Annotated in this window: 17 protein-coding genes; 6 read left to right on the forward strand and 11 right to left on the reverse strand. The window is 69.4% G+C overall.

The features are described 5' to 3' along the window. Positions 1-448 precede the first annotated feature (448 nt). The 5 genes from ACNKF0_RS22345 to dnaB form a co-directional block, all read right to left on the reverse strand. Positions 449-3634, reverse strand: a complete 3186-nt coding sequence (locus ACNKF0_RS22345; RefSeq protein WP_416958615.1) for a type I restriction endonuclease subunit R — start codon at positions 3632-3634, stop codon at positions 449-451. Continuing rightward, positions 3634-4794, reverse strand: a complete 1161-nt coding sequence (locus ACNKF0_RS22350) for a restriction endonuclease subunit S (protein WP_416954919.1) — start codon at positions 4792-4794, stop codon at positions 3634-3636. Before ACNKF0_RS22350 ends, ACNKF0_RS22345 begins: the two co-directional genes overlap by 1 nt. Positions 4795-4810: 16 nt before the next feature. Next, positions 4811-6418: a type I restriction-modification system subunit M gene (locus ACNKF0_RS22355; protein WP_416954920.1), complete on the reverse strand. Its 1608-nt coding sequence runs from the start codon at positions 6416-6418 to the stop codon at positions 4811-4813. An 81-nt stretch (positions 6419-6499) separates the two neighbouring features. Beyond that, positions 6500-7306 carry a TIGR02391 family protein gene (locus ACNKF0_RS22360; protein ID WP_416954921.1) on the reverse strand — a complete coding sequence of 269 codons (807 nt, stop codon included), beginning with the start codon at positions 7304-7306 and terminating at the stop codon, positions 6500-6502. 93 nt (positions 7307-7399) lie between these two features. After that, positions 7400-9934, reverse strand: a complete 2535-nt coding sequence (dnaB, locus tag ACNKF0_RS22365) for a replicative DNA helicase (RefSeq protein ID WP_416954922.1) — start codon at positions 9932-9934, stop codon at positions 7400-7402. A 548-nt stretch (positions 9935-10482) separates the two neighbouring features. Between dnaB and ACNKF0_RS22370 the strand changes: the two genes are divergently transcribed. The 4 genes from ACNKF0_RS22370 (at position 10483) to ACNKF0_RS22385 (ending at position 18476) form a co-directional block, all read left to right on the forward strand. Then, complete coding sequence (locus tag ACNKF0_RS22370) at positions 10483-11844, forward strand: MATE family efflux transporter (protein ID WP_416954923.1); 1362 nt, start codon at positions 10483-10485, stop codon at positions 11842-11844. Between the two features lie 46 nt (positions 11845-11890). Next, the gene (locus ACNKF0_RS22375) at positions 11891-13036 is read left to right on the forward strand and encodes a hypothetical protein (protein ID WP_416954924.1); all 1146 of its coding nucleotides are present in this window, start codon (positions 11891-11893) and stop codon (positions 13034-13036) included. A gap of 189 nt (positions 13037-13225) precedes the next feature. Beyond that, positions 13226-17953, forward strand: coding sequence for a S8 family serine peptidase (locus ACNKF0_RS22380; RefSeq protein ID WP_416954925.1), 4728 nt, complete (start codon positions 13226-13228; stop codon positions 17951-17953). A 103-nt stretch (positions 17954-18056) separates the two neighbouring features. Beyond that, positions 18057-18476: a hypothetical protein gene (locus tag ACNKF0_RS22385; protein WP_416954926.1), complete on the forward strand. Its 420-nt coding sequence runs from the start codon at positions 18057-18059 to the stop codon at positions 18474-18476. A 118-nt stretch (positions 18477-18594) separates the two neighbouring features. On the opposite strand, the gene rplI is transcribed toward ACNKF0_RS22385, so the two are convergent. The 4 genes from rplI to rpsF all read right to left on the reverse strand — a co-directional run bounded on the left by rplI (position 18595) and on the right by rpsF (position 20396). After that, the gene (gene rplI, locus ACNKF0_RS22390) at positions 18595-19041 is read right to left on the reverse strand and encodes a 50S ribosomal protein L9 (RefSeq protein WP_416954927.1); all 447 of its coding nucleotides are present in this window, start codon (positions 19039-19041) and stop codon (positions 18595-18597) included. Positions 19042-19055: 14 nt separating this feature from the next. Then, positions 19056-19292 carry a 30S ribosomal protein S18 gene (gene rpsR / locus ACNKF0_RS22395; protein ID WP_056603689.1) on the reverse strand — a complete coding sequence of 79 codons (237 nt, stop codon included), beginning with the start codon at positions 19290-19292 and terminating at the stop codon, positions 19056-19058. Positions 19293-19374: 82 nt separating this feature from the next. Then, positions 19375-19986 (reverse strand): single-stranded DNA-binding protein, encoded by a 612-nt coding sequence (locus tag ACNKF0_RS22400; protein WP_299927186.1) that lies wholly within the window; start codon positions 19984-19986, stop codon positions 19375-19377. Positions 19987-20105: 119 nt separating this feature from the next. After that, positions 20106-20396, reverse strand: coding sequence for a 30S ribosomal protein S6 (gene rpsF, locus ACNKF0_RS22405; RefSeq protein ID WP_135837775.1), 291 nt, complete (start codon positions 20394-20396; stop codon positions 20106-20108). A 213-nt stretch (positions 20397-20609) separates the two neighbouring features. On the opposite strand from rpsF, the gene ACNKF0_RS22410 reads away from it, so the two are divergent. Together ACNKF0_RS22410 and ACNKF0_RS22415 are read left to right on the forward strand one after the other, a co-directional pair. Next, positions 20610-21569, forward strand: a complete 960-nt coding sequence (locus ACNKF0_RS22410; protein ID WP_416954928.1) for a serine/threonine-protein kinase — start codon at positions 20610-20612, stop codon at positions 21567-21569. Continuing rightward, a complete protein-coding gene (locus ACNKF0_RS22415; RefSeq protein WP_299927197.1) occupies positions 21566-22366 on the forward strand; it encodes a deoxyribonuclease IV in 801 nt (266 codons plus the stop codon). Before ACNKF0_RS22410 ends, ACNKF0_RS22415 begins: the two co-directional genes overlap by 4 nt. Here ACNKF0_RS22415 and ACNKF0_RS22420 read toward each other — a convergent pair whose 3' ends face one another. Further along, complete coding sequence (locus ACNKF0_RS22420) at positions 22367-23041, reverse strand: class F sortase (RefSeq protein WP_416954929.1); 675 nt, start codon at positions 23039-23041, stop codon at positions 22367-22369. Next, positions 23034-24080: a hypothetical protein gene (locus ACNKF0_RS22425; RefSeq protein ID WP_416954930.1), complete on the reverse strand. Its 1047-nt coding sequence runs from the start codon at positions 24078-24080 to the stop codon at positions 23034-23036. The genes ACNKF0_RS22420 and ACNKF0_RS22425 overlap by 8 nt, the downstream gene beginning before the upstream one ends. Positions 24081-24395 lie beyond the last annotated feature (315 nt).

The following is a 24395-nucleotide window of genomic DNA, read 5'->3' on the forward strand; positions in this document are numbered from 1 at the left end:
ACCCTTGAACTTGGTCGGCTTCGCCGAGATTCCCTTCATTTCGCTGGAATCGCGACAACACAGCAACCGACAGGACTGGAAACGGTGACAAGGATGCCGTCGTCAAATGTGCATGCGAGGGTGGCGACCGACGCCAGCCGGCGGTGCGACAACCCGGACTGCTCGGGCCGCGTTCACTGGTCTGGTCAGCGAGGTCGCCCTGCTCTGTTCTGCTCCAGTGCCTGTCGAAAACGGGCACTCAGTGCATCGTCGCGGCTTGATGCCGCGCTCCGGGATGTCGAGGCTGACAGCCATCGCGATGAGTTGACCTACCGCGAACTACGTGCAGCGGAAGCCGAAGCATCTCGTCTTCGCTGGTTGCTCAGCGCGTACCCGGCGTCAGCACGGACGGCAAGGTCAGCCAGCGACCGCGCCAGCTGACCAGAGGGCTTCGGTGGCTGGCACTCGCTTAGTCGTGCTCGGCGATGACTTCGGCCTGCTTGATGATCAGCTCGGTCGCAGCCGGCTCCTGGTCAGGCGGATAGCCGTGCTTGAGGAGGAGTCGCTTGATTCGGGTGCGCAGCCTGGCGCGTACCTGGTCCTTGAGCTGCCAGTCGGTCTTGGCGTCGTTGCGGACGATCTCAGTGAGCTCGTGGGCGATCGCGCGCAGGGTCGCGTCCTCCATGGCTGCACGGGCTGACTCGTTGGTGAGCATCGCATCGTAGAACGCAAGCTCGTCATCGGTAAGTCCGGTCTCCTCGCCGCGCCGTCGCTGTTCCTGGATCGCCTTGGCGAGCTCGACGATCTCGGCGATCACCTGGGCCGCGTCGATGGTCCGGTTCTGGTAGCGGTTCAGCGCCTCAGACAACATCTCGGAGAACTTCCGACCGGCGACGACGTTGCGCTTGCCGATAATCTTGACCTCGTTGGCGATGAGCCGGCGGACGGCCTCGAGCTGGAGGTTCTTCTGGTCCGATTCTTCGAACTTCCGCTTGAACTCGTCGTCGATGACGGAGATGTCGGGCTTCTCGAGGCCGGCTTCGGCGAAGATGTCGATGACGCCGGAGCCAGCAACGTGCTGGCTGAGGATCTGGCGGACGGCGGTGTCGAGCTCGGACTCGCCGTCGGCAGTCCGGTCGGCGGCTTCGATCTTCGTGATGGACTGGCGCACGGCGTCGAAGAACGCGACGTCGTCGCGGATCGCACTCGCCTCGGGCGATGAGGGAACCAGAGCGAAGAGTCGCTTGAGGCGGCCGCAGTGGGCCATGAACCGCTTCTTGACCGACGGCTCGTCGGATCGAGCGTGATCGAACTCGCCGGGAAGCTCCTGCCACAGCAGGTCGTCGCCATCGCGATCGTCCTCGGTGCCCAGCAGGTAGTCGACTACCTCGGTGACCGCGTAGACAAATGCCTTCGTGCCGCCGCTGCCTAGGACGCTCACCCAGTCGACCTCGTGCAGCAGGTCGCTGACCACGGCGTGCTCGACCATCAGCTCGGGGATCGCGGCAGAACGAACGTCCTCGCCGATCGCCCGGTCTTGCTTGTCGCGGTCGGTGTACGTCGCGAGCGCGTCCTTGAGGTTCTCGGCGATGCCGATGTAGTCGACGATCAGGCCCGACGGCTTGTCCTTGAACGTCCGGTTGACGCGGGTGATCGCCTGCATCAGCCCGGCGGATCGCATCGGCTTGTCGACGTACATGGTGTGCATCGGCGGGGAGTCGAAGCCGGTCAGCCACATGTCGCGGACGATGACGAGCTCAAGTGGGTCGGCGGCGTCGGACGCTCGCGCCTTCATGGCGCGGCGTTCCTGGGTGTTGCGGATGTGGGGCTGGTACGACGCAGGGTCGGTCGCGTTCCCCGTGATGACGACCTTGAGCACGCCCTCGTCGTCATCGTCGCTGTGCCAGTCGGGGCGCAGCGCCACAATCGCGTCATACAAGTCGACCGCGATGCGCCGCGACATCGTCACGATCATCGCCTTGCCAGCGAGCACGTCCCGGCGCGCCTCCCAGTGAGCGACGATGTCGGAGGCCAACTCCCCGATGCGCTTCTCCGAGCCGACGATCGCCTCGACCCGTGCCCACTTGGTTTTGAGGCGCTCGCTGATCTCCTCTTCCGACCCGACAGTTGCGTCGTCGAACTCGTCGTCGATCGCTTCCCTCGCCTCGGTCGGCAACTCGACCCGGGCGAGCCGCGGCTCGTAGAAGACCTTGACCGTCACGCCATCCTCGATGGCCTGCGTCATGTCGTAGACGTCGATGTACTCACCGAAGATCTCCGCTGTCGAGCGGTCCTTCTCGTCGATCGGCGTGCCAGTGAACCCAATGAACGATGCCTGAGGCAGAGCATCGCGAACGTTTCGGGCGAACCCGTCGATCAGGTCGTAGTTCGACCGGTGAGCCTCGTCGACCATCACCACGATGTTGAGTCGATCCGAGAGCAGCGGGAAGCTCCGCCCAGCGTCACGATCCTCCTTCGTGAGGCCGAACTTCTGCAGCGTCGTGAAGATGATCCCGCCCGACTCTCGACCGGCTAGCAGCTCTTTGAGGTGGGCACGGGACTCTGCCTTGACCGGCGTCTCCGGCAGCGGCGAGCCAGGCTTGGTCGGCGCGAAAGTCTCATCGAACAGCTGGTCATCGAGGTCGTTGCGGTCGGTGACGACGACGACCGTCGGGTTCTCCATGCCGGGATGCCGCATGATCTTGCCGGCGTAGTACGCCATCTCCAGCGATTTGCCCGACCCCTGCGTGTGCCACACGACGCCGATCCGGCCGTCGGTCTCGACCGACTCCAGCGTCTGCGCGACCGCCTTGTTCACCGCCCAGTACTGGTGATACTTCGCGACCGCCTTCCGGGTCTCGGTGCCCTCACCGAAGGTCGCGACGAAGTTGCGGCAGAGGTCGAAGAAGACGTCGACGCGGAACATGCCGCGCGTCAGCACCTCGATCCGGGGGATCCGGAGCCCCTCGACGTTGCGGGGGTCGCGACGCACCCCGTCGATCGTCTTCCAGGACGCCCAATGGTTCCACGGCGCCGAGAACGAGCCGGCCTGGGCGTCGATCCCGTCGGAGACGACCGCGATCTGGTTCCACTTGAAGATTTCAGGTATCTGGCTCCGGTAGGTCTGCAGCTGTCGGTAGGCGCCGTCGACTCGCGCATAGGTCTTCCCGAGGCGCTTCAGTTCGAAGATGGCGAGCGGCAGACCGTTGACGAACAGCAGTACGTCGGGGCGACGGGTCTTCTTCGGTCCACTGATGCTGAACTGGTTGATCGCAGCGAGGTCGTTGTTCTTCGGGTGCTCCCAGTCGATCAGCCAGGCCCGGTCGCTGCGCAGTGCTCCCAGCTCGTCGCGATAGTCCACCGGGACGCCCTGGATCAGGTACCGGTAGGCGTTCCAGTTCTCCGTCTCCACCAACGGCGACTCGGCGCGCAGCACCGTCCGTACGACGTCGGCCACCGCATCCGGCGAAAGCCGCGGGTTCAGTCGTGCGACGGCAGACGTCAACCGACCAGCCAGTACGACGTCGCGGTAGTCGCCGCGTTCCGAGGCCGGCTCGCCCGGCGCGATGTCAGGACCGTAGACGTGCGGCCACCCCAGCTCGGCGAGGATCTCCAGGACCCAGCGCTCGAGCTCGTCCTCGGTCGGCCCGACCATCACGCCACCGCCAGATCCTCGGACACTCGCACCCGACCCGACATCAAGAGCGGCAGGAGCTCATCACGGGCTGCAGCAACGTCGGATGCGTGCATCTGTGCTGACAGTGCGTCGTCCCAATATGGGCGGATCATCGCATCCAGGTCTTCCCAGGCCGATCGCGCAGGGACATTGACCACCCGGTCCAAGTCCGCGCGCTTGATGTGCCCCATCGTCGTGGCCTTGTCAGCTGCGAGGCTCAGGAAATCCCCCATCAACTCCTCAATGGCCCAAAGGACCAGCCAGTCGGGTACGCCCATGTTCGGGATCACTTTGAAGATGTGCTGGTTCACGAGCCCCTGAGCCCATCGCCACCGCGAGGCGAGCAGGCTGCCCGACCATACGAACAGAATGTCGCCCGGATCGGCCAGATTCTCGGCTGAAGCCCTCACGTCATTAAGCACGGTTGATGAAGTCGGCCCGTTGCGAACCTCGGGGGTACGGATGACTGGAAGGCCATGGGTACCTCCGCCCTTCGTGAAGTTCTTCCCGTTGACGAATGAGGCCAGCGACGACAGCGGAACGGACTCTCTGTCGTGGCGTGCCGCTGCGAGGACCACACGCCAAAGTTCGTCGGCCTGCGCTGCTGCGCGTTCCTCTACCTCGATCAAGTCGTCGAGAACCCCGAGGACCGAGGCGATCCGCCGCTGCTCGCTCAGTGGCGGGAGTGGCACGCGCAGGCCCTTGATGGTCTCGACGGGTCTTGCGAGGCCCGGGACGCCAACGGTCGACACGCCCTGGAGGATCGAGGCTCGCCCAACGGGCGAGCGAAACCAGTAGAAGTAGAACTCTGCGAGTGCCCGCGCGGGGTCCAGCCGCGCCTTGACCTGACTGGTTGAGACCGCATAGCGCGGGAACCGCGGTCCCCGCGGGATCATCGACACTTGCCCAACCGACCCCCGATGGGTGAAGACCAGGTCACCTGGCTGCAGCCGCGACCCCGGCATCGTGTCGGCCAAGTCCTCCGAGATGAACACGAAGTCCTCGTCGCGGAACCGCCAGTCGGCGAGATTCACGCCCCTGACGACGGGGACGCCATCACGAACGTAGTCGTCGCGAACGATCGCACTCCCATATGGCTTCGAGATTGCGCTCTTCTCTGCTGCTGCGATCTCGTCCAAACGAACGACAGGCCACTCATTCATCACGGGCCACCAGCGAATCGAGGGCGGCAATCACCGTCGCCTGCAGCTCCTCGCGCTTCTTAAACCCCTCGCGGATCTCCGCCGACAGTCGAGCGATCTTGACCTCGACCGGCTCGCCGTCGTCCTCGACTTCCTCGCTGCCGGCGTACCGACCGGGGGTGAGGAAGTAGCCGTGCTCGGCGATTTCGGAGGTGGTGACCGAGCGGCAGAAGCCGGGCACGTCGGCGTACTCCTGCCCTTCGCTTGTCTCGGTGCCGCGCCAGGCGTGATAGGTATCGGCGACCCTCATGACGTCGGCCTCGGAGAACGCCCGCAGGGTGCGGGTCTCCATGAAGCCGATCCCACGGGCGTCGATGAAGAGCGTCTCTGCCTGCCTTGGCCGAGTCTTCGCGCCGTTCGCAACACCGGCCTTGTTCTTGGTGAGGAACCAGAGACAGACCGGTATCGCCGTTCCGTAGAACAGCTGTGCGGGGAGCGCGACGATGCATTCAACGACGTCCGCCTCGACCATCGCCTTGCGGATCTCGCCCTCGCCGTTCTGCTGGCTGGAGAGCGAGCCGTTGGCGAGGACCGTGCCGACAGTGCCGGTCGGGGCGCAGTGGTGCAGGAAGTGCTGAAGCCAGGCGTAGTTGGCGTTCTGGACCGGCGGCGCGCCGTACTTCCACCGCACGTCGGTCCGCAGCCGCTCGCCACCCCACTTGCTGTCGTTGAACGGCGGGTTCGCGATCACGAAGTCGGCGCGGAGATCGGGGTGAGCGTCTGCCTGGAAGGAATCGCCCCACTCCGGACCCAGGTTGCCCTCGATGCCTCGAACGGCGAGGTTCATCTTCGCGAGCCGCCAGGTGGTCGGGTTCGACTCCTGACCGAAGACCGACAGGTCGTTGCGGCTGCCGCCGTGTGCGGCCACGAACTTGTCGGCCTGGACGAACATGCCGCCGGAGCCGCAGGCGGGGTCGAGCACGCGCCCGTGGTACGGCTGGAGCATCTCGACGAGTAGCTCGACGACCGAGCGGGGCGTGTAGAACTCACCGGCCTTCTTGCCCTCGTTGGAGGCGAACTGGCCGAGGAAGTACTCGTAGACCCGGCCGAGCACGTCGAGGCCCTTGTACTCCTCAGCAGCGAGGTCCTGTCTAGAGAAGGTGTCGATCAGGCCGCCGATGTTCTCCGGGCTCAGCTCACGCTGGGTGTAGTTCTTCGGCAGGACGCCCTTGAGCGTCGGGTTCTCCCGCTCGATGGCCTCCATCGCGTCGTCGACGCGCTTGCCGATGTCCGGCTGCTTCGCCGCCTTGCGAAGGTCGTCCCAGCGGTGGCCCTCAGGGATCCAGAAGACACCCTCTGCGGTGTACTCGTCGCGATCCTCAAGCACCGACCGCTTCGCCGCGTCGTTCGGCATGAAGTAGTCCGACTCAGGATCGTCGACCAGCCTCGCGAGCTCGCGGTGCCTGACCATGAAAGTGTCCGAGACGTACTTGAGGAAGATCAGGCCGAGGACGACGTGCTTGTACTGGGCGGAGTCCATCTTGCCGCGCAGTTCGTCCGCCGCATCCCACAGCGTCGCCTCGAGACTCTTCGCCGGTTGGGCCCTCTTCTTCGGTGGCACGCGCGTCCTTCACTCGCTGACGGTGTCAGGAGCCATCTTGGCAGCCACCTCCGTCACGACGCCGACGAACCGGCGAGCGATCTAACCACGCAGCGTCGCTCTATCAAGCCGCCTGTGGATCAGGGAGAGCGTCCCGAGCACGTCGAGGGCATCCTGTTCGTCCATTGTCCAGACCGATCGCGGCTGATGAGCCTGGGGATTCCGTATCGAGCTGAACAGCCCCTGCGCCAGGGACGCGACACCACGCTGCTCATTCTTCTCGGTCGCGGTCACGTAGGCGTTCAGGAGGACCTTCGGAGCTGAGCCCAACAGAGCTGCGTCGACGAGTTTGTGGCCGTCCAGGTCGAGGCCGGCCATCGAGCGCAGGCGATGACCCAACAGCTTGATCGACTCGAAGACCGCGTCGTAGTAGTCGGTGCGCAGCCACTCGTCCCTGATGCCGCTCAACACGATCGTGTGGATGCCTCGACTATCAAGGCGAGCTCGCAGCCGAGTCGCCCGAGAGTGGGCGTCGGTGTCGGTCCGTGCCTGCGGGGCCCGGTGGACCCGGCCGTCCTTGCCGACGCCGAGCCCGGACAGCGAGAGCACCTGGCTCAGTGTGTCCCGCGCAACCGCGGCCCTGTCGATTCGATCCAGGGTCCGAGTCGGCGCCATCGCCGTACTGATCAGCGCAACAGTGGCCTTCCCATTCCCGTGCTGGTTCTGGTGAGCGGCGAGGGCGTTGTACAGCCGCTTCCACTTCGTGGTGCCTTCGCCGTCAGGGTCAGCCAGTTTCGCTGTGGTGAGCACCTGCGACAGCTCCGTTCCGGAGTAGAGATCACCGATCGCCTTCGCGACCGCTGTCACGGTCGCGTCATCGAACGGCCGAATCTGAGTCGTCGTCGCCACCAGTGAACCTCAAGGCAATGTCTAGTGATCCAGTGTTGAAAAGATGTTGCGTCGGTTTGGAAAAGTTCGCTGCATCTCGACAACAGTGTTGCCTCAGCCCTGGGCCATGTCCACGAAGCGGGAGTAGTGGCCCTGGAAGGCGACGGTGAGGTCGCGGGTGGGGCCGTTGCGGTGCTTGGCCACGATGAGGTCGGCCTCGCCGGGGCGGGTCGACTCCTTCTCGTAGACGTCGTCGCGGTGGAGCAGGATCACCATGTCGGCGTCCTGCTCGAGCGATCCGGACTCACGCAGGTCGCTCATCATCGGGCGCTTGTCGCCACGCTGCTCGGGACCACGGTTGAGCTGGGACAGCGCGATGATCGGGCACTCGAGCTCCTTGGCGAGGAGCTTGATGTTGCGGGAGAACTCCGAGACCTCGAGCTGGCGGGACTCGACCTTCTTGCCCGAGCTCATCAGCTGCATGTAGTCGATGACGATGAGCTTGAGGTCGTGGCGCTGCTTGAGGCGTCGCGCCTTGGCGCGGATCTCCATCATCGTCATGTTGGGGCTGTCGTCGATGAACATCGGCGCCCCCGAGACCTGGCCCATCTTGCGGGCGAGCTTCTCCCAGTCGTCGTCACGCATGGTGCCGTTGCGGATGTGGTTGAGCGGCACCTTCGCCTCCGCGGAGAGCAGACGCATCATGATCTCCGAGCGCGTCATCTCGAGGCTGAAGAAGACGCTGGTGAGGTTGTTGTGGATCGACGCCGCCCGGCAGAAGTCGAGGGCCAGGGTCGAGTTGTGGGTCGGGATCATCGACCGGCCGGCGAGGTAGAGGTGTTCCTCGTTGTCGACCTGGACGCACCGCACCGGCACGGACTCGATCTTCCTCACGGCAGTGATGTAGCGCTTGCCGATGCGGACAGTGGAGGCGGGACGCTCCTCCTTGTGGAGCAAGGCCTTCCGCTCGAGCAGGAACACGTCGTCAACGGTCGAGAAGTTCAGGATGTAACAGGTCGACGACTCCTCCGAGCGGCCCGCCACCCGCTTCGTCGTTCGGCCGCACCTGTAGCCCAGGCTCACGACGAGCTCGTAGACCGAGTCGGCCAACCGCTCGCTGGTCACCGCGAACTGGACGGACCCCACGCCCTTGACCACAGTGCCGTCGGTGTCGAGCAGACCGGCGAGGAGGTCACGACGTGCCTCCTCCGACGCACGCAGATAGGTGTCAGGAATGTGCTTGTCATTGAGCACACCAGCACCGCGCAGAAGTGCCGTGAAGGATCCGTGCTCCTCCTGACACGAAGCGCAGAGGTAGCTGCCGTGCATGCCGCCGCCACACCCCGGGCAGACACCTCGCTCCGTCGCAACGGTGCGCGGCGTGCGGATGCTGTAGCGCATGTTGCCCTGTGACGTGACGATGTAACCGCGACCTTCGATCCGCATCGGAATCTCGGGCGTCTCGCAGGTGATGCGACCGCCGGCACTGTGACCGTCTCCCAGCCAGGCACCGAGCACGTAGGGGTCGATCGGAAGCACGTCGTCGTGGCCCGACAGGGCGCCCGCGTTGAGCACGGCGTGGTTGGCGCGCTGCTCACGTCCCAGGCGAACCGTCTGTGCGATCTCCTCGGTGGTCACGACGGATGCGTGGATGCGCTGGTTTCGTACCCGGTTGTAGCGGTTGTCGGCCGCCCACTTCGACTTCCGCGCCGCTCGGGTCTCGGTCAGCCACTGGTGCTCGGCATCGGCAACGATCACCGACCCGTCCGAGAACGTGACCTCGTAGCAAGGCCGGTCGACCATCACCTCGGTGGCCGCGACGATGCGGGTGGGGCGGCCATGGGCGTCGTACAGCTCGTCACCGACCTCGACCTCCCCCATCGTGGTCCAGCCGGTCGGCGTCGGCAGCGGAGTGTCCAGGGCGAGCGCCTTGCCCATGGCAGGACGCGCCGCGACGATGATCATCTGGCCCGAGTGGAGACCGTTGGTCAGGTCGTCGAGGTCGGCGAAGCCGGTGGGCACGCCGTAGAGCCCGGCCTCGCGGTTGCCGATCGCCTCGATCTCGTCGAGGACCCCGCTCATGATGTCGCTCAGCGGGGCGTAGTCGACCGCCGCGCGGCGGTCGGTGACCTTGTAGACCTCGGCCTGCGCGTGGTCGACGACGTCGTCGATCTCGCCCTCGCCGGCATAGCCGAGCGCGGCGATGCGGGTGCCGGCCTCGACCAGGCGGCGCAGGATCGCCTTGTCGCGCACGATCTCGGCGTAGTAGCCGGCGTTGGCCGCGATCGGCACGTTGGCCGACAGGGTGTGGAGGTAGGGGGCGCCGCCGATGCGCTGCAGCTCGCCGCGCTTGACCAGCTCGGCCGCCACCGTGATCGGGTCGGCCGGCTCGCCGCGACCGTAGAGGTCGATGATCGCGTCGTGGATGACCTCGTGGGCAGGTCGGTAGTAGTCGACCCCCTTGATCACGTCGACGACGTCGGCGATGGCGTCCTTGGACAGCAACATCGAGCCGAGCACGCTCTGCTCCGCCGCGTTGTCCTGGGGAGGCGTCCGGTCGCCCGCCGAGCGCGGCGACTGGCCGGGCTCGTAGGCCGCCGGTCCGTCGCCCCAGGCCTCGTCGGTGTCCCCCTCGAAGGTGACGCTCACCGGTGCTCCCTCCCACTCGCTAGGCCTCGCTCGGGTCCGCTGACCACGACGTTAGGGACGACCTCCGACATCGGACCGACATCGCTGCCGGCTTCGCTCGCACCCGAGTTCCACCAGCCGGTCCAGCACTGGTTTCGCGCAGGACGGTACGTGCTCCCCACCCCCGGTGGGAAGCCGACGACCCCGAGTTATCCACAGGGTCTGTGGAGAAGGTGGGGGCGGCCGTGGACGACACGCTGGTCCAGGTGCACACACCGTGGAACACCCTGTGGACGCACGGGGGAAATCTATCCGGCTCAGGGCTCTGACCTGCGCAAACGTCGCACACACCCTGTGGACACGAAATTGTTGCCTGACAGGACCGTTCATCCGTCCGTCATCTGGGAGATGCCTGCCGCCGGGTCGCCCTCCTGCCACGAACGGCGCCGCCGCGCCGTCATCCACACGGCCATGCACAGGTAGTTCCAACGGGCTATGTACGTCGATGCACAACCGTCGCTATGCCGCCCCGGAATCGGCGGAGAATGCCGGGTTCCTAGGGTGAACCTGTGAAGGCCGCGCACCGGGAGGCAGACCGGGAGTCACACCGGGAGACGGACCGCGAGATCCTGCGGCTGGCCGTCCCGGCCTTCCTCGCCCTCGTCGCCGAGCCGCTCTTCCTGCTCTCCGACGCCGCCATCGTCGGCCACCTCGGCACACCGGAGCTCGCCGGCCTCGGCGTCGCCGCGGTGGTCCTGCAGACGGTGGTCGGGCTGTGCGTCTTCCTCGCCTACGGCACCACCGCGAGCGTCGCCCGCCACCTCGGCGCAGGCGACCTGCGCGCCGCGCTCGCGCAGGGCATCGACGGGGTGTGGCTCGCCGTCCTCATCGGCGTCCTCGCCACCGCCGGTGGCATCGCGCTCACCCCGGCGCTCGTCGGCGTCTTCGACACCGGGGCCGAGGTGGCCGGGCACGCGGAGACCTACCTCACGATCGCCTTCCTCGGCACCACCCCGCTGCTGATCATGCTCGCCGCGACCGGCGTGCTCCGCGGCCTGCAGGACACGCGTACGCCGCTGCTGGTCGCGGTCGTGGGCAACGGGCTCAACATCGTCCTCAACCTCGTCCTCGTCTACGGCTTCGGACTCGGGATCGCCGGCTCGGCCATCGGCTCGGTCCTGGCCCAGGTCCTCAGCGCGGGATGGCTCCTCGCCGTCGTGGTCCGCGCGGCCCGGGAGCACGACGCACCGATGAGCCCCGACCGCGCCGGCATCGCCGCCGCCGCCCACGCCGCGGTCGCGCTCGTCATCCGCACCCTGGCGTTGCGGGCCTGCCTGCTCGTGGGCACCTACGCGGTGACCCGGGTGGGCACCGGGGCCACCGACGTCAACGTCGCCACCCACCAGATCGCCATCACGCTCTGGAGCTTCCTCGCCTTCGGCCTCGACGCGATCGCGATCGCCGCCCAGGCGCTCACCGGTCGCGCCCTGGGCAGCGGCGACGTCGAGGGCACCCGCCGCCTCACCCGCCGGATGGTCCGGTGGGGATGGGGCAGCGGCATCGTCGCCGGCGTCGGGCTGGCGGCCGTGTCCCCGTTCGTCGGTGCGCTCTTCACCACCGACCCCGCGGTGCGCGACCTGCTCGTGCCGGTGCTGCTGGTCGCCGCGATCGGCCAGCCGGTCGCCGGCGTGGTCTTCGTCCTCGACGGGGTGCTCATCGGAGCCGGCGACGGCGCCTACCTCGCGTGGGCCGGCCTCGTGGTGCTGGCGGCGTACGCCCCCGCCGCGCTCTGGGCGGCCACCCTGCCCCACGGCCTGGTCGCGGTCTGGGTCGCGATGACGGTCGTCTTCATGGGCGCGCGCGGCGTCCTGCTCTCGTGGCGGGCACGCGGCGACCGGTGGCTCGTGACCGGAGCCGCCTCCGCTCGTTGACCCCGGTGAGGGCGCACGGGAGCGCGCCGGACCCGAGGGAGGACCCATGGATCGACTCCGCACCGCGAGCCGGCTGGCCGTGCTGGGACTGCTGGGCGGCGCCCTGGTGCCGCTGGCCGCGGCACCGGCAGGCGCCACCCCGGGCTGCGTCGACGAGACGGCGCCGAGCCTCCTGCAGGACGGCTGCGACGACAGCACCCCGCCCGAGACCACCCTGACGCCGTCCACGGCGCCCAACGCCGCCGGTCTCGTGACCGTGTCGACCATGTCCTTCACCCTCGGGTGGCAGGTCACCGACGGCGACCCCGGGCCGTTCGGCCTCGAGTGCCGCCTGACCGGCGGCCCGCAGGCCCACGACTGGCGCGCCTGCACCAGCCCGGTGACGTACGCCGACCTGCCCGACGCCGCGGCGGGCACCTACGTCCTCGAGGCCAGGGCCGTGGACCTCGGTGACCGGGCCCGCACCCCCGACACCGCTCCGCTGCTCCCGCCCACGGTGCCCGACACCCCCGACGAGGACCCGACGCCGGCGACCTTCACGTGGGGCCAGGACACCCGGGCGCCCTTCGTCTTCGTCACCGGCACGTCCTACGACGAGATCACCCCGACCCAGCCCGTCGTGACCGGAGCGAGCGTGCCGATCCGGCTGAACAGCAGCGAGGCGGGCTCGCGCTTCGAGTGCACCGACAACGACCGGCCCGTCGCCTGCACCGGCGGCCGGTGGCAGCTCCCCGACCCGACCGCAGGACGGCACCGCTTCTCCGCCCGCACGATCGACGCCGCCGGCAACGCCAGCAGCTGGTCGCCGACGATCGAGTTCTTCGTGCCGCGCGACCTCACCCGTCAGCGCGGCTGGAAGAAGGTCACCGGCTCGGGCTACGTCGACGGCGACGCGGTGAGGACGTCCCGCCGGGGTGCCCGCCTCGTGCTCCCGCGAACGAGGGTCGGCGAGCTCCGGCTCCTCGCGGCGACGGGCCGGGGCCACGGCAAGGTGCGCGTGCGCGTCGGCAAGCGGGCCTGGCACGTGGTGGACCTGTCCGGGCCGAAGACGTCGTCGGAGCAGCTCGTCGTCATCGACCGCTACTCCGGCATCCGGTCGGGGCGGATCGTCATCGAGTCGTTGAGCGCCCGGCCGGTCGTCCTCGACGCCGTCGTCGCGCGGCCCAACCGTTTTCCCGCCGCGCCCCGATGACCGCCGCACGACACTGCTGTATTACAGCCTCGTTACAGGAGAACTTTCACCGACGAATTCGTTGACAGCAGATGCTGGAGTGACTTGGGATACAGGGGCTCCACCCTCTGCTGACTTGCTCGGCACCCATTCGCTCTCGGGGTCTCGTTGTCGCGCGGTCAGACCATTTCAGTCGAACGGGAGATCCGCGTGATCCGTCGTACCATCGCGGCCGGCGCTGCCACCAGCGTCGCTGCCGCACTCCTCGTGCCGTGGGGGACGGCTGCCCACGCAGCCGACCTCGACCCCGGCCAGCTCAAGCCGGAGAAGGCATCGCCGGCCAAGGCCCTCGAGAAGGGCACCGTGCTCGACCTCGGCACCGGCAAGAAGGCCGAGACCTACATCGTCCAGCTGGACGCTCCCGCAGTCCCGACCCGCGCCAGCGCGGCGGGCCGCGGTGAGGCCGGCACGCAGTCGGAGTCGGCCTACCGCCAGGACCTCAAGTCCGAGCAGGCCGACCTGGTCTCGTCCATCTCCCGGGTGACCGACGGCAACGCGAAGGTGCTCTACCGCTACACCGAGGCCATCAACGGCATCGCGGTGCAGCTCACCCGCGCGCAGGCGCAGAAGGTCGCGCGGATCGACGGCGTCGCCGCCGTCCAGGTCGACTTCGAGCGCGAGCTCACCACCGACAAGGGCCCGGAGTGGATCGGCGCGCCCACCGTGTGGGACGGCTCCAACGTCCCGGCGGGCTTCGAGGGCAACAAGGGCGAGGGCGTCATCGTCGGCATCCTCGACTCCGGCCTCAACCCGGCCAACCCGTCGTTCGCCGACGTGGTGCCGGAGGAGGACGGCGGTGACGGCTACGACCACACCAACCCCCTCGGTGCCGGCAACTACCTCGGCATGTGCGACCCCGACAACGCGGAGCAGTACGTCGCCGACTGGGGCTGCAACGACAAGCTGATCGGCTACTACAACTTCGAGAACCCCGCCGCCGGCGGCGACCCGAAGGACGACGTCTACGACGACGACGGCCACGGCAGCCACACCGGCAGCACGACCGCCGGCAACCAGGTCGACGCCACCGCGCTCGCCGAGGGCGGCGACTTCTCCGTCACCAGCACGATCAAGGGCGTCGCGCCCCACGCCAACATCATCGGCTACGACGTCTGCGACGGCGGGTGCCAGGGCTACTCGATCCTCGCCTCGATCAACCAGGCGATCATCGACGACGTCGACGTCATCAACTACTCGATCGGCTCGAGCGCCGCGTCGAACCCGTGGACCGACGCCGACGCGGTGGCGTTCCTCAACGCCCGCGCCAACGGCATCCACGTGGCCACCTCCGCCGGCAACGCCGGACCCGGTGCCGCCACGATCGGCGGCCCCGGCGACGTGCCGTGGATGACGAGCGTCGGTGCGACCACCCACGACCGCAAGTACGTCTCCTCGGTCGTCGACATCACCGCGACCGACGAGGCCACGCGGCCCGACATCGCCGGTACCGGCCTCTCCGGCCCCACCGACGGCTCCTTCCCGCTCGTGTACGCCGGTGACTTCGGCAACGCGCTCTGCGGTGCCCCGACCGACGCGCCTCCCGGGACCGGCACCACGTTCCCGGCCGGCACCGACTTCACCGGAAAGATCGTCATCTGCGACCGCGGCGGCAACGGCCGGGTCGAGAAGGGCGTCAACGTCGAGGCCCTCGACGCCGAGGGCATGATCCTCGCCAACGACCAGGCCAGTGGGAACTCGCTCAACGGTGACGCGCACGCCCTGCCGACGGCGCACATCAGCTACGCCGACGGCCAGGCCCTGAAGCAGTTCATGGCCGACCACCCGGGCACCGAGGCCGCGCTCTCCGGCGCCGTCGCCGACGTCGACCCGGCCAACGGCGACATCATGGCCGCGTTCTCCAGCCGCGGACCCAACCGTGCGGTCTCCTCGATCAGCCCGTCCGTCTCGGCGCCCGGCGTGGACATCCTCGCCGCTGCCGGCGTGGACAACAGCGTCGAGTGGCACTTCATCTCCGGCACCTCGATGGCCAGCCCGCACACCGCCGGAGCGCTCGCGCTCCTCAAGGGCATGCAGCTCGACCTCCCCGAGGCCGACCAGTGGACCCCCGCCGAGGCCCAGTCCGCGCTGATGACCACGTCGGAGCGCGAGATCACCGACTCCGACGGCACCGCCGCCGACTGGTTCGACATGGGCTCGGGTCGCATCGAGCTGCGCCGCGCCGCGAAGGCCGGCCTGGTGCTCGACGAGACCCTCGCCGGCTACCAGGGCGCGGACCCCGCCACCGGCGGGGACGTCCGCGACCTCAACACCGCGAGCATGGCCGACGACGAGTGCCTCCAGTCCTGTGACTGGACCCGCACCTTCACCGGCACCGCCACCGGCGCCGGCACGTGGGACGTCTCGGTGGAGAACCTGTCCGACGGTGTCACCCTCACCACCGACGTCGACTCGATCGAGGTGACCGACGGCGGCACGGCCGACGTCGCCGTCACCGCGACCATCGACGCCGGGATGCCCACCGACGAGTGGCTGTTCGGCACCCTGGTGCTCACGCCGCCCGCCGGCTCGGAGGCTCCGACCGCCCACCTGCCCGTGGGCGTCCTGCCCTCGGCGGGCGTGCTGCCGAGCTCGATCGACATCACCACGCGTCGTGACGCCGGCTCGCAGGTGGAGGACGGCCTCGAGGCCGTCGCCATCTCCGACCTGCAGGTCGAGGCCAGCGGGCTCGTGCCCGAGGACCGGGTCGAGCTCACCGTCCCGCTGGACACCACCAACGGTGACCCCTACGACGGCAACGGCACGCACGTCGAGATGGTCGAGGTCCCCGCCGGCGCCACCAGCCTCATCGCGAAGCTGGAGGACCCGACGGCACCCGACTTCGACCTCTACGTCGGCACCGGTGAGGTGTCCGCGGCCAACGAGGTCGCCATGAGCGCCAGCGCGGGCTCCAACGAGTCGGTCGAGATCGCCAACCCCGAGCCGGGCACCTACTGGGTCCTGGTGCAGAACTGGGAGGCCAGCACGGCCGGCGGCAGCGACACCACCGACCTGGTGACCGCCGTGGTCGCCGGCGACCAGGGCAACCTGCGCGCCGAGGGCCCCGAGGGTGACCTTCCCGCCGCCACGCCGTTCTCGCTCCGCACCTTCTGGGACGAGGACGCCATGGAGGCCGGCCAGACCTGGCACGGCACCCTGACGCTCGGCACCTCGCCGTCCACCCAGGGCGACATCGGTGTCGTCCCGGTGACCATCGAGCGGGTGGCCGACGACGTGACCAAGTCGGCGGACGTGACCGAGGCGGCTCCGGGTGACACCGTCACCTACACCGTCGACGTCGCGCCCAACGTCACGCGTGAGGACCTGCGCTACACCATCACCGACACGCTGCCGGACGGTGCGACGTACGTCGAGGGCTCGGCCACCGACGGCGCGACCGTCGAGGACGGGGTCGTGTCGTGGACCGGTGAGCTCGCGTCGACCTACGGCGAGGAGGGCAACTACACGCTCACGACGAGCGCCGAGGACCCCGAGGCCTGTGCGCCCGGCTACCTCGACCTCGCCTCCCTGGGCATCCCGGCCCAGTCGGCGGTCGTGGGCGACACGGAGACCTTCTCCACCTTCGGCACCGGCACGTTCGGCTTCTACGGCGAGTTCCAGCAGGGCCTGACCTTCTCCGACGACGGGTTCCTCGTCTACGGGGACGGCTACGCCGGATCGCCCTGGATCCCACAGGCCGTGCCGAACGCCGCGACGCCGAACAACGTCGCCGCGCTGCTCTGGCAGGACATGGAGTTCCGCTACGACGCCGGGACCGGAGCCGGTGTGTCGCTGGCCAGCACGGCGTCGGCCAACGGCAACTCCACGCTCGACCCGGGCGAGATCGCCATCATCGAGTACGACGACATGCGCCTCTACGACGACGAGGCCGGTGACGGTGGCTCGCTCGACATGCAGGTGATCGCCACTGCGGGGAGCAACGACCTCGTCTTCGTCTACGACAACGTCGAGGCGGGTCCGCTCCTGGACGGCGCCACCATCGGCACGGAGAACGCCGACGGCTCGGTGGGGGCGGCACTCGTCAACGCCGGCGATGCGAGCACCGTCCTCGAGGACGACCTCGCGGTCTGCGCGACGTACTCCGAGCCGGCGGCGGAGGGCGCGAGCTTCTCCTACCAGGTGACAGTCGACCCGACCATCGGTGCCAAGGACCTGACCAACAAGGTGGTCCACACGACCGACGACCCGGGTGCCAAGCCCGCTTCGGCGCGTCACACCGTGAAGATCACGGGCGCGGCCGCCAGCTCCTTCGTGGCGCTGTCGCTCGACCCGACCACCATCCAGACCGGTGGCACCACCACCGCGACGGCGCAGGTGTTCGGCACCAGCGCGACCGCGCCCACCGGCACCGTCGAGTTCTGGGCGGGAGACCGCAAGGCCGCTTCCGCGGTGCTCGACGCGGCTGGCCGGGCCACGGCGCAGCTGACGGGCTTCTCCGCCGCGGGGACCGTCCCCGTGACGGCGCGGTACGTCGCCGAGGCTCCGTACTCCAGCTCCACGTCGGCGCCGGTCAACCTGGTCGTGTCGAAGGGCGCGGAGGCCCCGGCCAAGGTCCGGTCCAAGATCTTCCCCAAGATGGTGAAGCCCCTGGAGGTCCGGACCAAGGTCAAGCTGCGCATGACGGTGCGGGCCAAGGACGTCACCCCCACCGGTGAGGTCAAGGTCGTCCTGAAGGGTGCCGGGAAGAAGAAGACCTGGACGGTCGAGCTCAACAAGCGCGGCAAGGCCAAGGTCACGCTGCCGAAGTTCAAGCGGACCGGCAAGGTCAAGGTCCGCATCAAGTACTCCGGTGACGCAGCGGTCGAGTCCAGCAAGAAGAAGATCAAGTTCACCGTCGTCGATCGCAGGAACGTGCGATGAGGTGAGGTAGCAGGAACCGTGAGGGGGCCGTCGGTGGTGACACCGGCGGCCCCTTCGTCGTCCCCCGGAACGACCGCTGCCGACCGCCCGTCAGACTGCCATGATGACCACGACGCGACGCCCCGCCCTGCTGCTGGCGGCCTGCACCCTCCTGGTGGCGTGCGGCGCGCCGGACCGATCGCCGAGCACCGAGGAGACCGCCGTGGACCCCAGCCCGTCGTCCAGCCCGCCCTCGCCCAGCCCGTCGTCCGGGCCCTCGGGTGGCGCCGCACGCCCCGACGTCGTACAAGCTGTCGACGACCTCGCCGCCGCGCTCGGCGTCGACGCGGGTGACGTCGAGGTGGTCTCGGTCGAGGAGGTCACCTGGCGCGACGGCAGCCGCGGCTGCGCCCAGCCCGGGATGGCGTACACCCAGGCGCTGGTCGACGGCTCACGGATCACGCTGCGCGCCGGGGGGCGGACCTACGAGTACCACGCCGGCGGCAGCCAGCCGCCCGCGCGCTGCGACAAGCCGACCGAGTGACCGAGTCCTGACCGATTCCTGTCCCGGGTCCTGATCGGGTCCTGACCGGTCCCGGACGCACCACGGCCCGCCACCCCTGAGGGGCGGCGGGCCGTGGTGGTGTCGTACGTCGGTCGCGTCAGGCGGGAACGACGTTGAGGGCCACCGTGGCGGACACCTCGTCGTGCAGCTTGACGGTCACCTCGTGGGCGCCGAGCGACTTGATGGGGTTGGCCACCACGATCGTGCGGCGGTCGACCTTCTCGCCGGAGACGTCCGTGATGGCGTCGGCGATCTCGGTGGTGGTGACGGCGCCGAACAGGCGGCCGCCCTCACCGGAGCGGACCTTCACGTTGACCGCGTTGGCCTCGAGCTTGGCCTTGACGTCCTTGGCGTGGTCCTCGTCGCGCACCGCGCGGGCCGTGCGGGCGGACTTGATCGACTCGATGGTCTTCTCGCCGCCGCGGGTCCAGCGGATGCCGAGGCCACGGGGAACGAGGTAGTTGCGGCCGTAGCCGTCCTTGACCTCGACCACGTCACCGGGAGCACCGAGGCCGTCGACCTCCTGGGTCAGGATGAGCTTCATCGTCCGTGCTCCTCTCAGCGACCGGTGGACGTGTAGGGCAGCAGCGCCAGCTCGCGCGCGTTCTTGACGGCGATGGCCACGTCGCGCTGGTGCTGGACGCAGTTGCCGGTCACGCGACGGGCGCGGATCTTGCCGCGGTCGGAGATGAACTTGCGGAGCAGGGTGGTGTCCTTGTAGTCGACACCGGTCGCCTTCTCCTTGCAGAACTGGCAAACCTTCTTCTTGGGCTTGCGCAGAATTGCCTTGGCCATTGTGGTGCTCCCTTTCAGTGAGCCCGGCCCTGAAGGCAATCAGGGACGGAATGGAATGAATGTCGTTGCTTGATGTTCCGGATCAGAACGGGGGCTCGTCGTTGCCGCCGTTGACCCCGGGCGTGGCCCACGGGTCCTTGGCCGGCGCGGACTGTCCGCCACCCTGCTGGCCCTGGGACTGACCGCCCCAGCCGCCGCCACCCTGCTGCGAGGGGGCCGGGGTCGCCCACGGGTCGTCGGCCGGAGCGGACTGCTGCCCGCCACCGCCACCGCCACCGGAGTAACCCCCGCCGCCGCCGCCACCCGAGTAGCCGCCACCGCCGCCCTGCCGCGTCGTCTTGGTGACCTTCGCCGAGGCGCTTCGCAGCGACGGGCCCACCTCCTCGACGTCGATCTCGAAGACGGTGCGCTTCTCACCCTCGCGGGTCTCGTACTGGCGGGACTTCAGGCGACCCTGGACGATCACGCGCATGCCCCTCTGGAGGGACTCGGCGACGTTCTCCGCGGCCTGACGCCACACAGCGCAGGAGAGGAACAGCGTGTCGCCGTCCTTCCACTCGTTGCTCTGGCGGTCGAAGGTGCGCGGCGTCGACGCGATCCGGAAGTTGGCCACGGGGGCCCCCGAGGGGGTGAACCGCAGCTCCGGGTCGTCGACGAGGTTGCCGATCACGGTGATGGTGGTCTCGCCTGCCATGTCAGGGTCTCCTCAGAATGCTGCTGTGCAGGTTGATCCGGGTTGCTCCCGGTGATGAGCCCATCAAACAGGCACTCACCGACAGCGGGAAGGGTCTATCCACAGACGCCGGAGGGCGCTCAGTGGGCGTCGGGACGCATGACCTTCGTGCGCAGGATCGACTCGTTCAGCGTGAGCTGGCGGTCGAACTCCTTGACCGTCGCGGGCTCGGCCGTCAGCTTGACGACGGCGTAGATGCCCTCGGCGTTCTTCTTGATCTCGTACGCCATCCGGCGACGACCCCACACGTCGAGCGACTCGATCGAGCCACCGTCCTTGCGGATCACGTTGAGGTACTTGTCGAGCGACGGCTCGATGGTGCGCTCGTCGAGACTCGGGTCGAGGATGACCATCACTTCATAGGCACGCATAGCGGTCTCCACCTCCTCTGGGCTAGAGCGGCCACGGGCTCTCCGTGGCAGGAGGACTGTGCGTTCGCGGCGGGAGTACGACGTGGGTCGTGCGCCGCGGTCGCCCGAAGGCAACCGGAGAAGGTTACCAGCGCACGGACCCGCGGCCGGAATCGTCGTACGGCGCCTGTGGAGGAGCGCCGGACCGGCTCCCGGGCGGGCTAGCGTCGAGAGGTGCGCGCGACCACCTCCTCGTGGACCTCCTCGTGGACCGCCCCACGGACCTCCACGGTGGTGGCGGGCCGCTACCGGCTGCTCGACCAGGTGGGGGCCGGCGGGATGGGCTCGGTGTGGCGCGCGCACGACCTGCGCACCGGGGACGACGTCGCGCTCAAGGTCCTCGGACGACACAGCTCCGCACTGCTGGCCAGGTTCGTGCGGGAGCAGGCCGTCCGCGTGCGGCACCCGCACGTCGTGGCCCCGCACGGCTGGGCCGCCGAGGACGGCCTGGTCGTGCTCGCGATGGAGCTCGTGACCGGCGGGTCGGTGGCCGACCTGCTGCGCGAGCACGGCCCGCTCGACGCAGGCACCTGCGGCCTGCTCGTCGAGCAGCTGCTGCTCGGCCTCGCGGCCGTGCACGGGGCCGGGCTGGTGCACCGCGACGTCAAACCGGCCAACCTGCTCCTCGAGGCCACGGGGGACGGGCCGCCCCACCTGCGCCTCGGCGACTTCGGCGTCGCCGCGCCCGTCGCGGACCGACGCTTCACCACGGTGCCCGGCGCCATCGGCACCGACGGCTACATGGCGCCCGAGCAGGCGCGGGGAGCCCCGCCGGAGCCGACCCAGGACCTCTACGCGGTGGGGCGCGTGGCCCTCGAGCTCCTCACCGGCGAGCCGCCCGCGCGGCAGGGCGCCATCCCGTCGCACCCGTTGCGTCCGCTCGTCGAGCGGCTGCTGGTGGCCGATCCCGAGCAGCGCATCGCGACCGCCGACGCGGCGCTGCGCCTGCTCCGCCGGCTCCCGGTGCCGGAGGCCGCCGGCCCGCCGGTGCCCGACCGGCTGGGACCGCCCCCGCGCGGACGGCGTACGACGTCGCGGGCGCGCGCCGTGGACTGGGTCGGGTGGGTCGCGGTCGCGGGCCTCGCGGGCGTGGTCGTCGGGTGTCTGTGGGTCCTCCTAGGCTGGACCGCATGACCAGCACCCTCGCCATCGGCGCCCACGTCGAGCAGACCGACCCGATCGCCGAGGCGCTCGCCCGGGACACCTCGCTGGTGCAGTTCTTCCTGGGCGACCCCCAGGGATACAAGGGCCCCGAGGTCCGGTTCGCGGGCGGCGCGGAGGGGCTGCGGGCGGCGGCCGAGGAGGCCGGCGTCGACCTCTACGTCCACGCCCCCTACGTGGTCAACGTCGCCACGACCAACAACCGCATCCGGATCCCGAGCCGCAAGCTGCTGCAGCAGCACATGGACGCGGCGGCCGCGATCGGCGCGAAGGGGCTCATCGTGCACGGTGGCCACGTCAACAAGAGCGACGACCCGGCCGTCGGCTTCGACAACTGGCGCAAGGCGATCGAGGCGACCGACATCAAGGTGCCGCTGCTCATCGAGAACACCGCCGGCGGCGACAACGCCATGGCCCGCCACCTCGACCGCATCGCCGGCGTCTGGGACGCGATCTCGTCGGCCGAGGGCGCGGACGACGTCGGGTTCTGCCTCGACACCTGCCACGCCTGGGCGGGCGGCATCGAGCTCGCCGACGCGGTCGAGAAGGTCCGCGGGATCACCGGGCGCATCGACCTCGTCCACGCCAACGACTCGCGCGACACCTTCGGCTCCGGCGCCGACCGCCACACCAACTTCGGTCACGGCCACCTCCCGGCCGACGAGTTCGCCGGTGTCGTGCGCGAGGCCGGCGCCCCCGTGATCTGCGAGACGCCGGGCGGTGCGGCGGAGCACCAGGCCGACTTCGCCTGGCTCCGCGAGCACCTCTGATCAGCCGACGGGCTGTGCCGTGACCACCACGTTGCTGCGGTAGCCCGTGCCGTCCCAGTCCTCGCACGTGATCAGCACCAGCCGGCCCGGGCCGGTCCGGCCGAACACGTCGGCGCTGCGCCGGGCCAGCTCGTCGCGGCTCAGCACCTCGACGGTGCCGACGCGGTAGGTGAGGGTGTCCGCACCCGAGCCCACCGTCACCCGGTCGCCGGGAGTCAGCGTCTCGAGGTCGTCGAAGGCCCCGCCACCGGTGTGCACGGTGTGACCCGTCACGACCGCGGCGCCCCGGGCTGCCCCCGGCCGCGCGCCATCCGCCCACCACCCGACCTGCTGGGGGTCCGACGGCGGGGTCAGCACCCCGTCGACGGTGCGGATGGGGGTCACCGGCGCCTCGACCCCGAGGGCCGGTACGACGACCACCTGGGGTCGCACGCCGGCTGCCGCCGCCGGGGCGGGGGACGGCACTGACGGACCGGACGGCGCGGACGCCGGCGCGCCGGTGGGCCCGGCCACCCGGATCGCGGGCGGCGGCGCCGCCTGCACTGCCGGCGCCGGCACGGGTGCCGTCGCCTCGAGTCCCCCGCCCGCCAGAAACAGCCCACCCACGACGAGCGCGGGTGCGGCTGCTCCCAGCAGGAGCGTCGTCAGTCGACGACGACGACGGGTGTCAGCCACGGACGCGGAGCCACCCCAGTCGGGCGAGCGCCCCACCGACGAGCACCATCAGCAGGCCCAGCAGGGCCTCCATCGGGCTGGGGCCGACCGGCGTCGCTCCCGCGGCGCCGGCGTTGACGGCCGTGGGGAGCTGCTGCGACTGCGGCGACGAGGACGACGGGCTGGTGCTGTCGTTCGAGCCGGCACCCGAGTCGCCGTCGTCACCGAAGGCCTGGACGCCCAGCACCTCGGGCGACTCGGTGTCCTCGGCCTCCTGCGGCTGCTCCACCGGCGGAGTGGCCGGCGGGGTCGTCGGCGGAGTGGCCGGCGGGGTCGTCGGCGGGGTCGTCGGCGGGGTCGTCGGCGGGGTCGTCGGCGGGGTCGTCGGCGGGGTCGTCGGCGGGGTCGTCGGCGGGGTCGTCGGCGGGGTCGTCGGCGGGGTCGTCGGCGGGGTCGTCGGCGGAGTCGTCGGCGGAGTCGTCGGCGGAGTCGTCGGCGGAGTCGTCGGCGGGGTCGTCGGCGGGGTCGTCGGCGGGGTCGTCGGCGGAGTCGTCGGCGGAGTCGTCGGCGGGGTGCCGCATCCCTCCACCCAGAAGACCTTGTGCTTGACCGTCGCCCCGTTGGACTCGGGCGTGTTGATGGTGAGCTTCACGTGGTAGCCCTGCTGCGGGTGCGGCGCTCCGGTGAAGGACAAGGTGTAGGCCTGCGACCCGTCGATGCCGCCGTTGCCGGCGCCGTTCCCGGGGTCGTTGTCGAGCTGGACGGTGGTGTCACCCGCGACGCTCATGCCCACGCCGGTGGTGGGCGCCTGCTCCTCGAAGAGGACCGTCGAGGTCACCCCGGCGTCGAAGCCGTACCACTCGAGCTGGAAGGTGCACCCGACGTGCGGGTGGTTGTTCGGGATGGCGTCGATGTCGCCATACGGGGCGACCTTCACGGTGCCGTTGTTGCCGGGAGGCCCCGCGGTTGCGGCGAGCGGGGCGGCGGCGACCGTCCCCAAGCAGATCAGTGCGGCCAGGCCCAGTCGTGGAGCGAGGCGGTAGTGGTCGGTAGAGCTCATGCTGGTGTCCCCCAAGGGTTGAGTGCGGCGCGAGGTGCGCCGTCGGTGGCAGGGGCGCGGCGGCATCGTCCCCACGGGCCGCTCTGCTCCCCCACTTGTGCAACGTCCTGCCGTACCCGACTGCTACGGCCCCATAGCGGATTGCGGCCAACCTTGTGAGCGTCTTGACGATCTTCTGACGATCACCGGACGAACTCTCCTGTTCTCCACCCCCACAGGCGGTCCACGCGAGGACGGTCCCGACGAAGTCGCCACCGCGGGGCAACCAAACGGGGGTGCCCTGCGTCTCTACCGGTGAAGGGACCAGACACGTAC

This window comes from Nocardioides sp. T5, from assembly GCF_048161455.1.
Classification (GTDB): Bacteria; Actinomycetota; Actinomycetes; order Propionibacteriales; family Nocardioidaceae; genus Nocardioides.

What these genes read in the sequence shown, in the direction of transcription:
- ACNKF0_RS22345 (WP_416958615.1), bottom strand. Translation starts at nt 3,634, where the DNA reads ATGGTCGGGCCGACCGAGGACGAGCTCGAGCGCTGGGTCCTGGAGATC.
- rplI (WP_416954927.1), bottom strand. Translation starts at nt 19,041, where the DNA reads ATGAAGCTCATCCTGACCCAGGAGGTCGACGGCCTCGGTGCTCCCGGT.
- ACNKF0_RS22425 (WP_416954930.1), bottom strand. Translation starts at nt 24,080, where the DNA reads ATGAGCTCTACCGACCACTACCGCCTCGCTCCACGACTGGGCCTGGCC.
- rpsR (WP_056603689.1), bottom strand. Translation starts at nt 19,292, where the DNA reads ATGGCCAAGGCAATTCTGCGCAAGCCCAAGAAGAAGGTTTGCCAGTTC.
- rpsF (WP_135837775.1), bottom strand. Translation starts at nt 20,396, where the DNA reads ATGCGTGCCTATGAAGTGATGGTCATCCTCGACCCGAGTCTCGACGAG.
- ACNKF0_RS22385 (WP_416954926.1), top strand. Translation starts at nt 18,057, where the DNA reads ATGACCACGACGCGACGCCCCGCCCTGCTGCTGGCGGCCTGCACCCTC.
- ACNKF0_RS22400 (WP_299927186.1), bottom strand. Translation starts at nt 19,986, where the DNA reads ATGGCAGGCGAGACCACCATCACCGTGATCGGCAACCTCGTCGACGAC.
- ACNKF0_RS22415 (WP_299927197.1), top strand. Translation starts at nt 21,566, where the DNA reads ATGACCAGCACCCTCGCCATCGGCGCCCACGTCGAGCAGACCGACCCG.
- ACNKF0_RS22375 (WP_416954924.1), top strand. Translation starts at nt 11,891, where the DNA reads ATGGATCGACTCCGCACCGCGAGCCGGCTGGCCGTGCTGGGACTGCTG.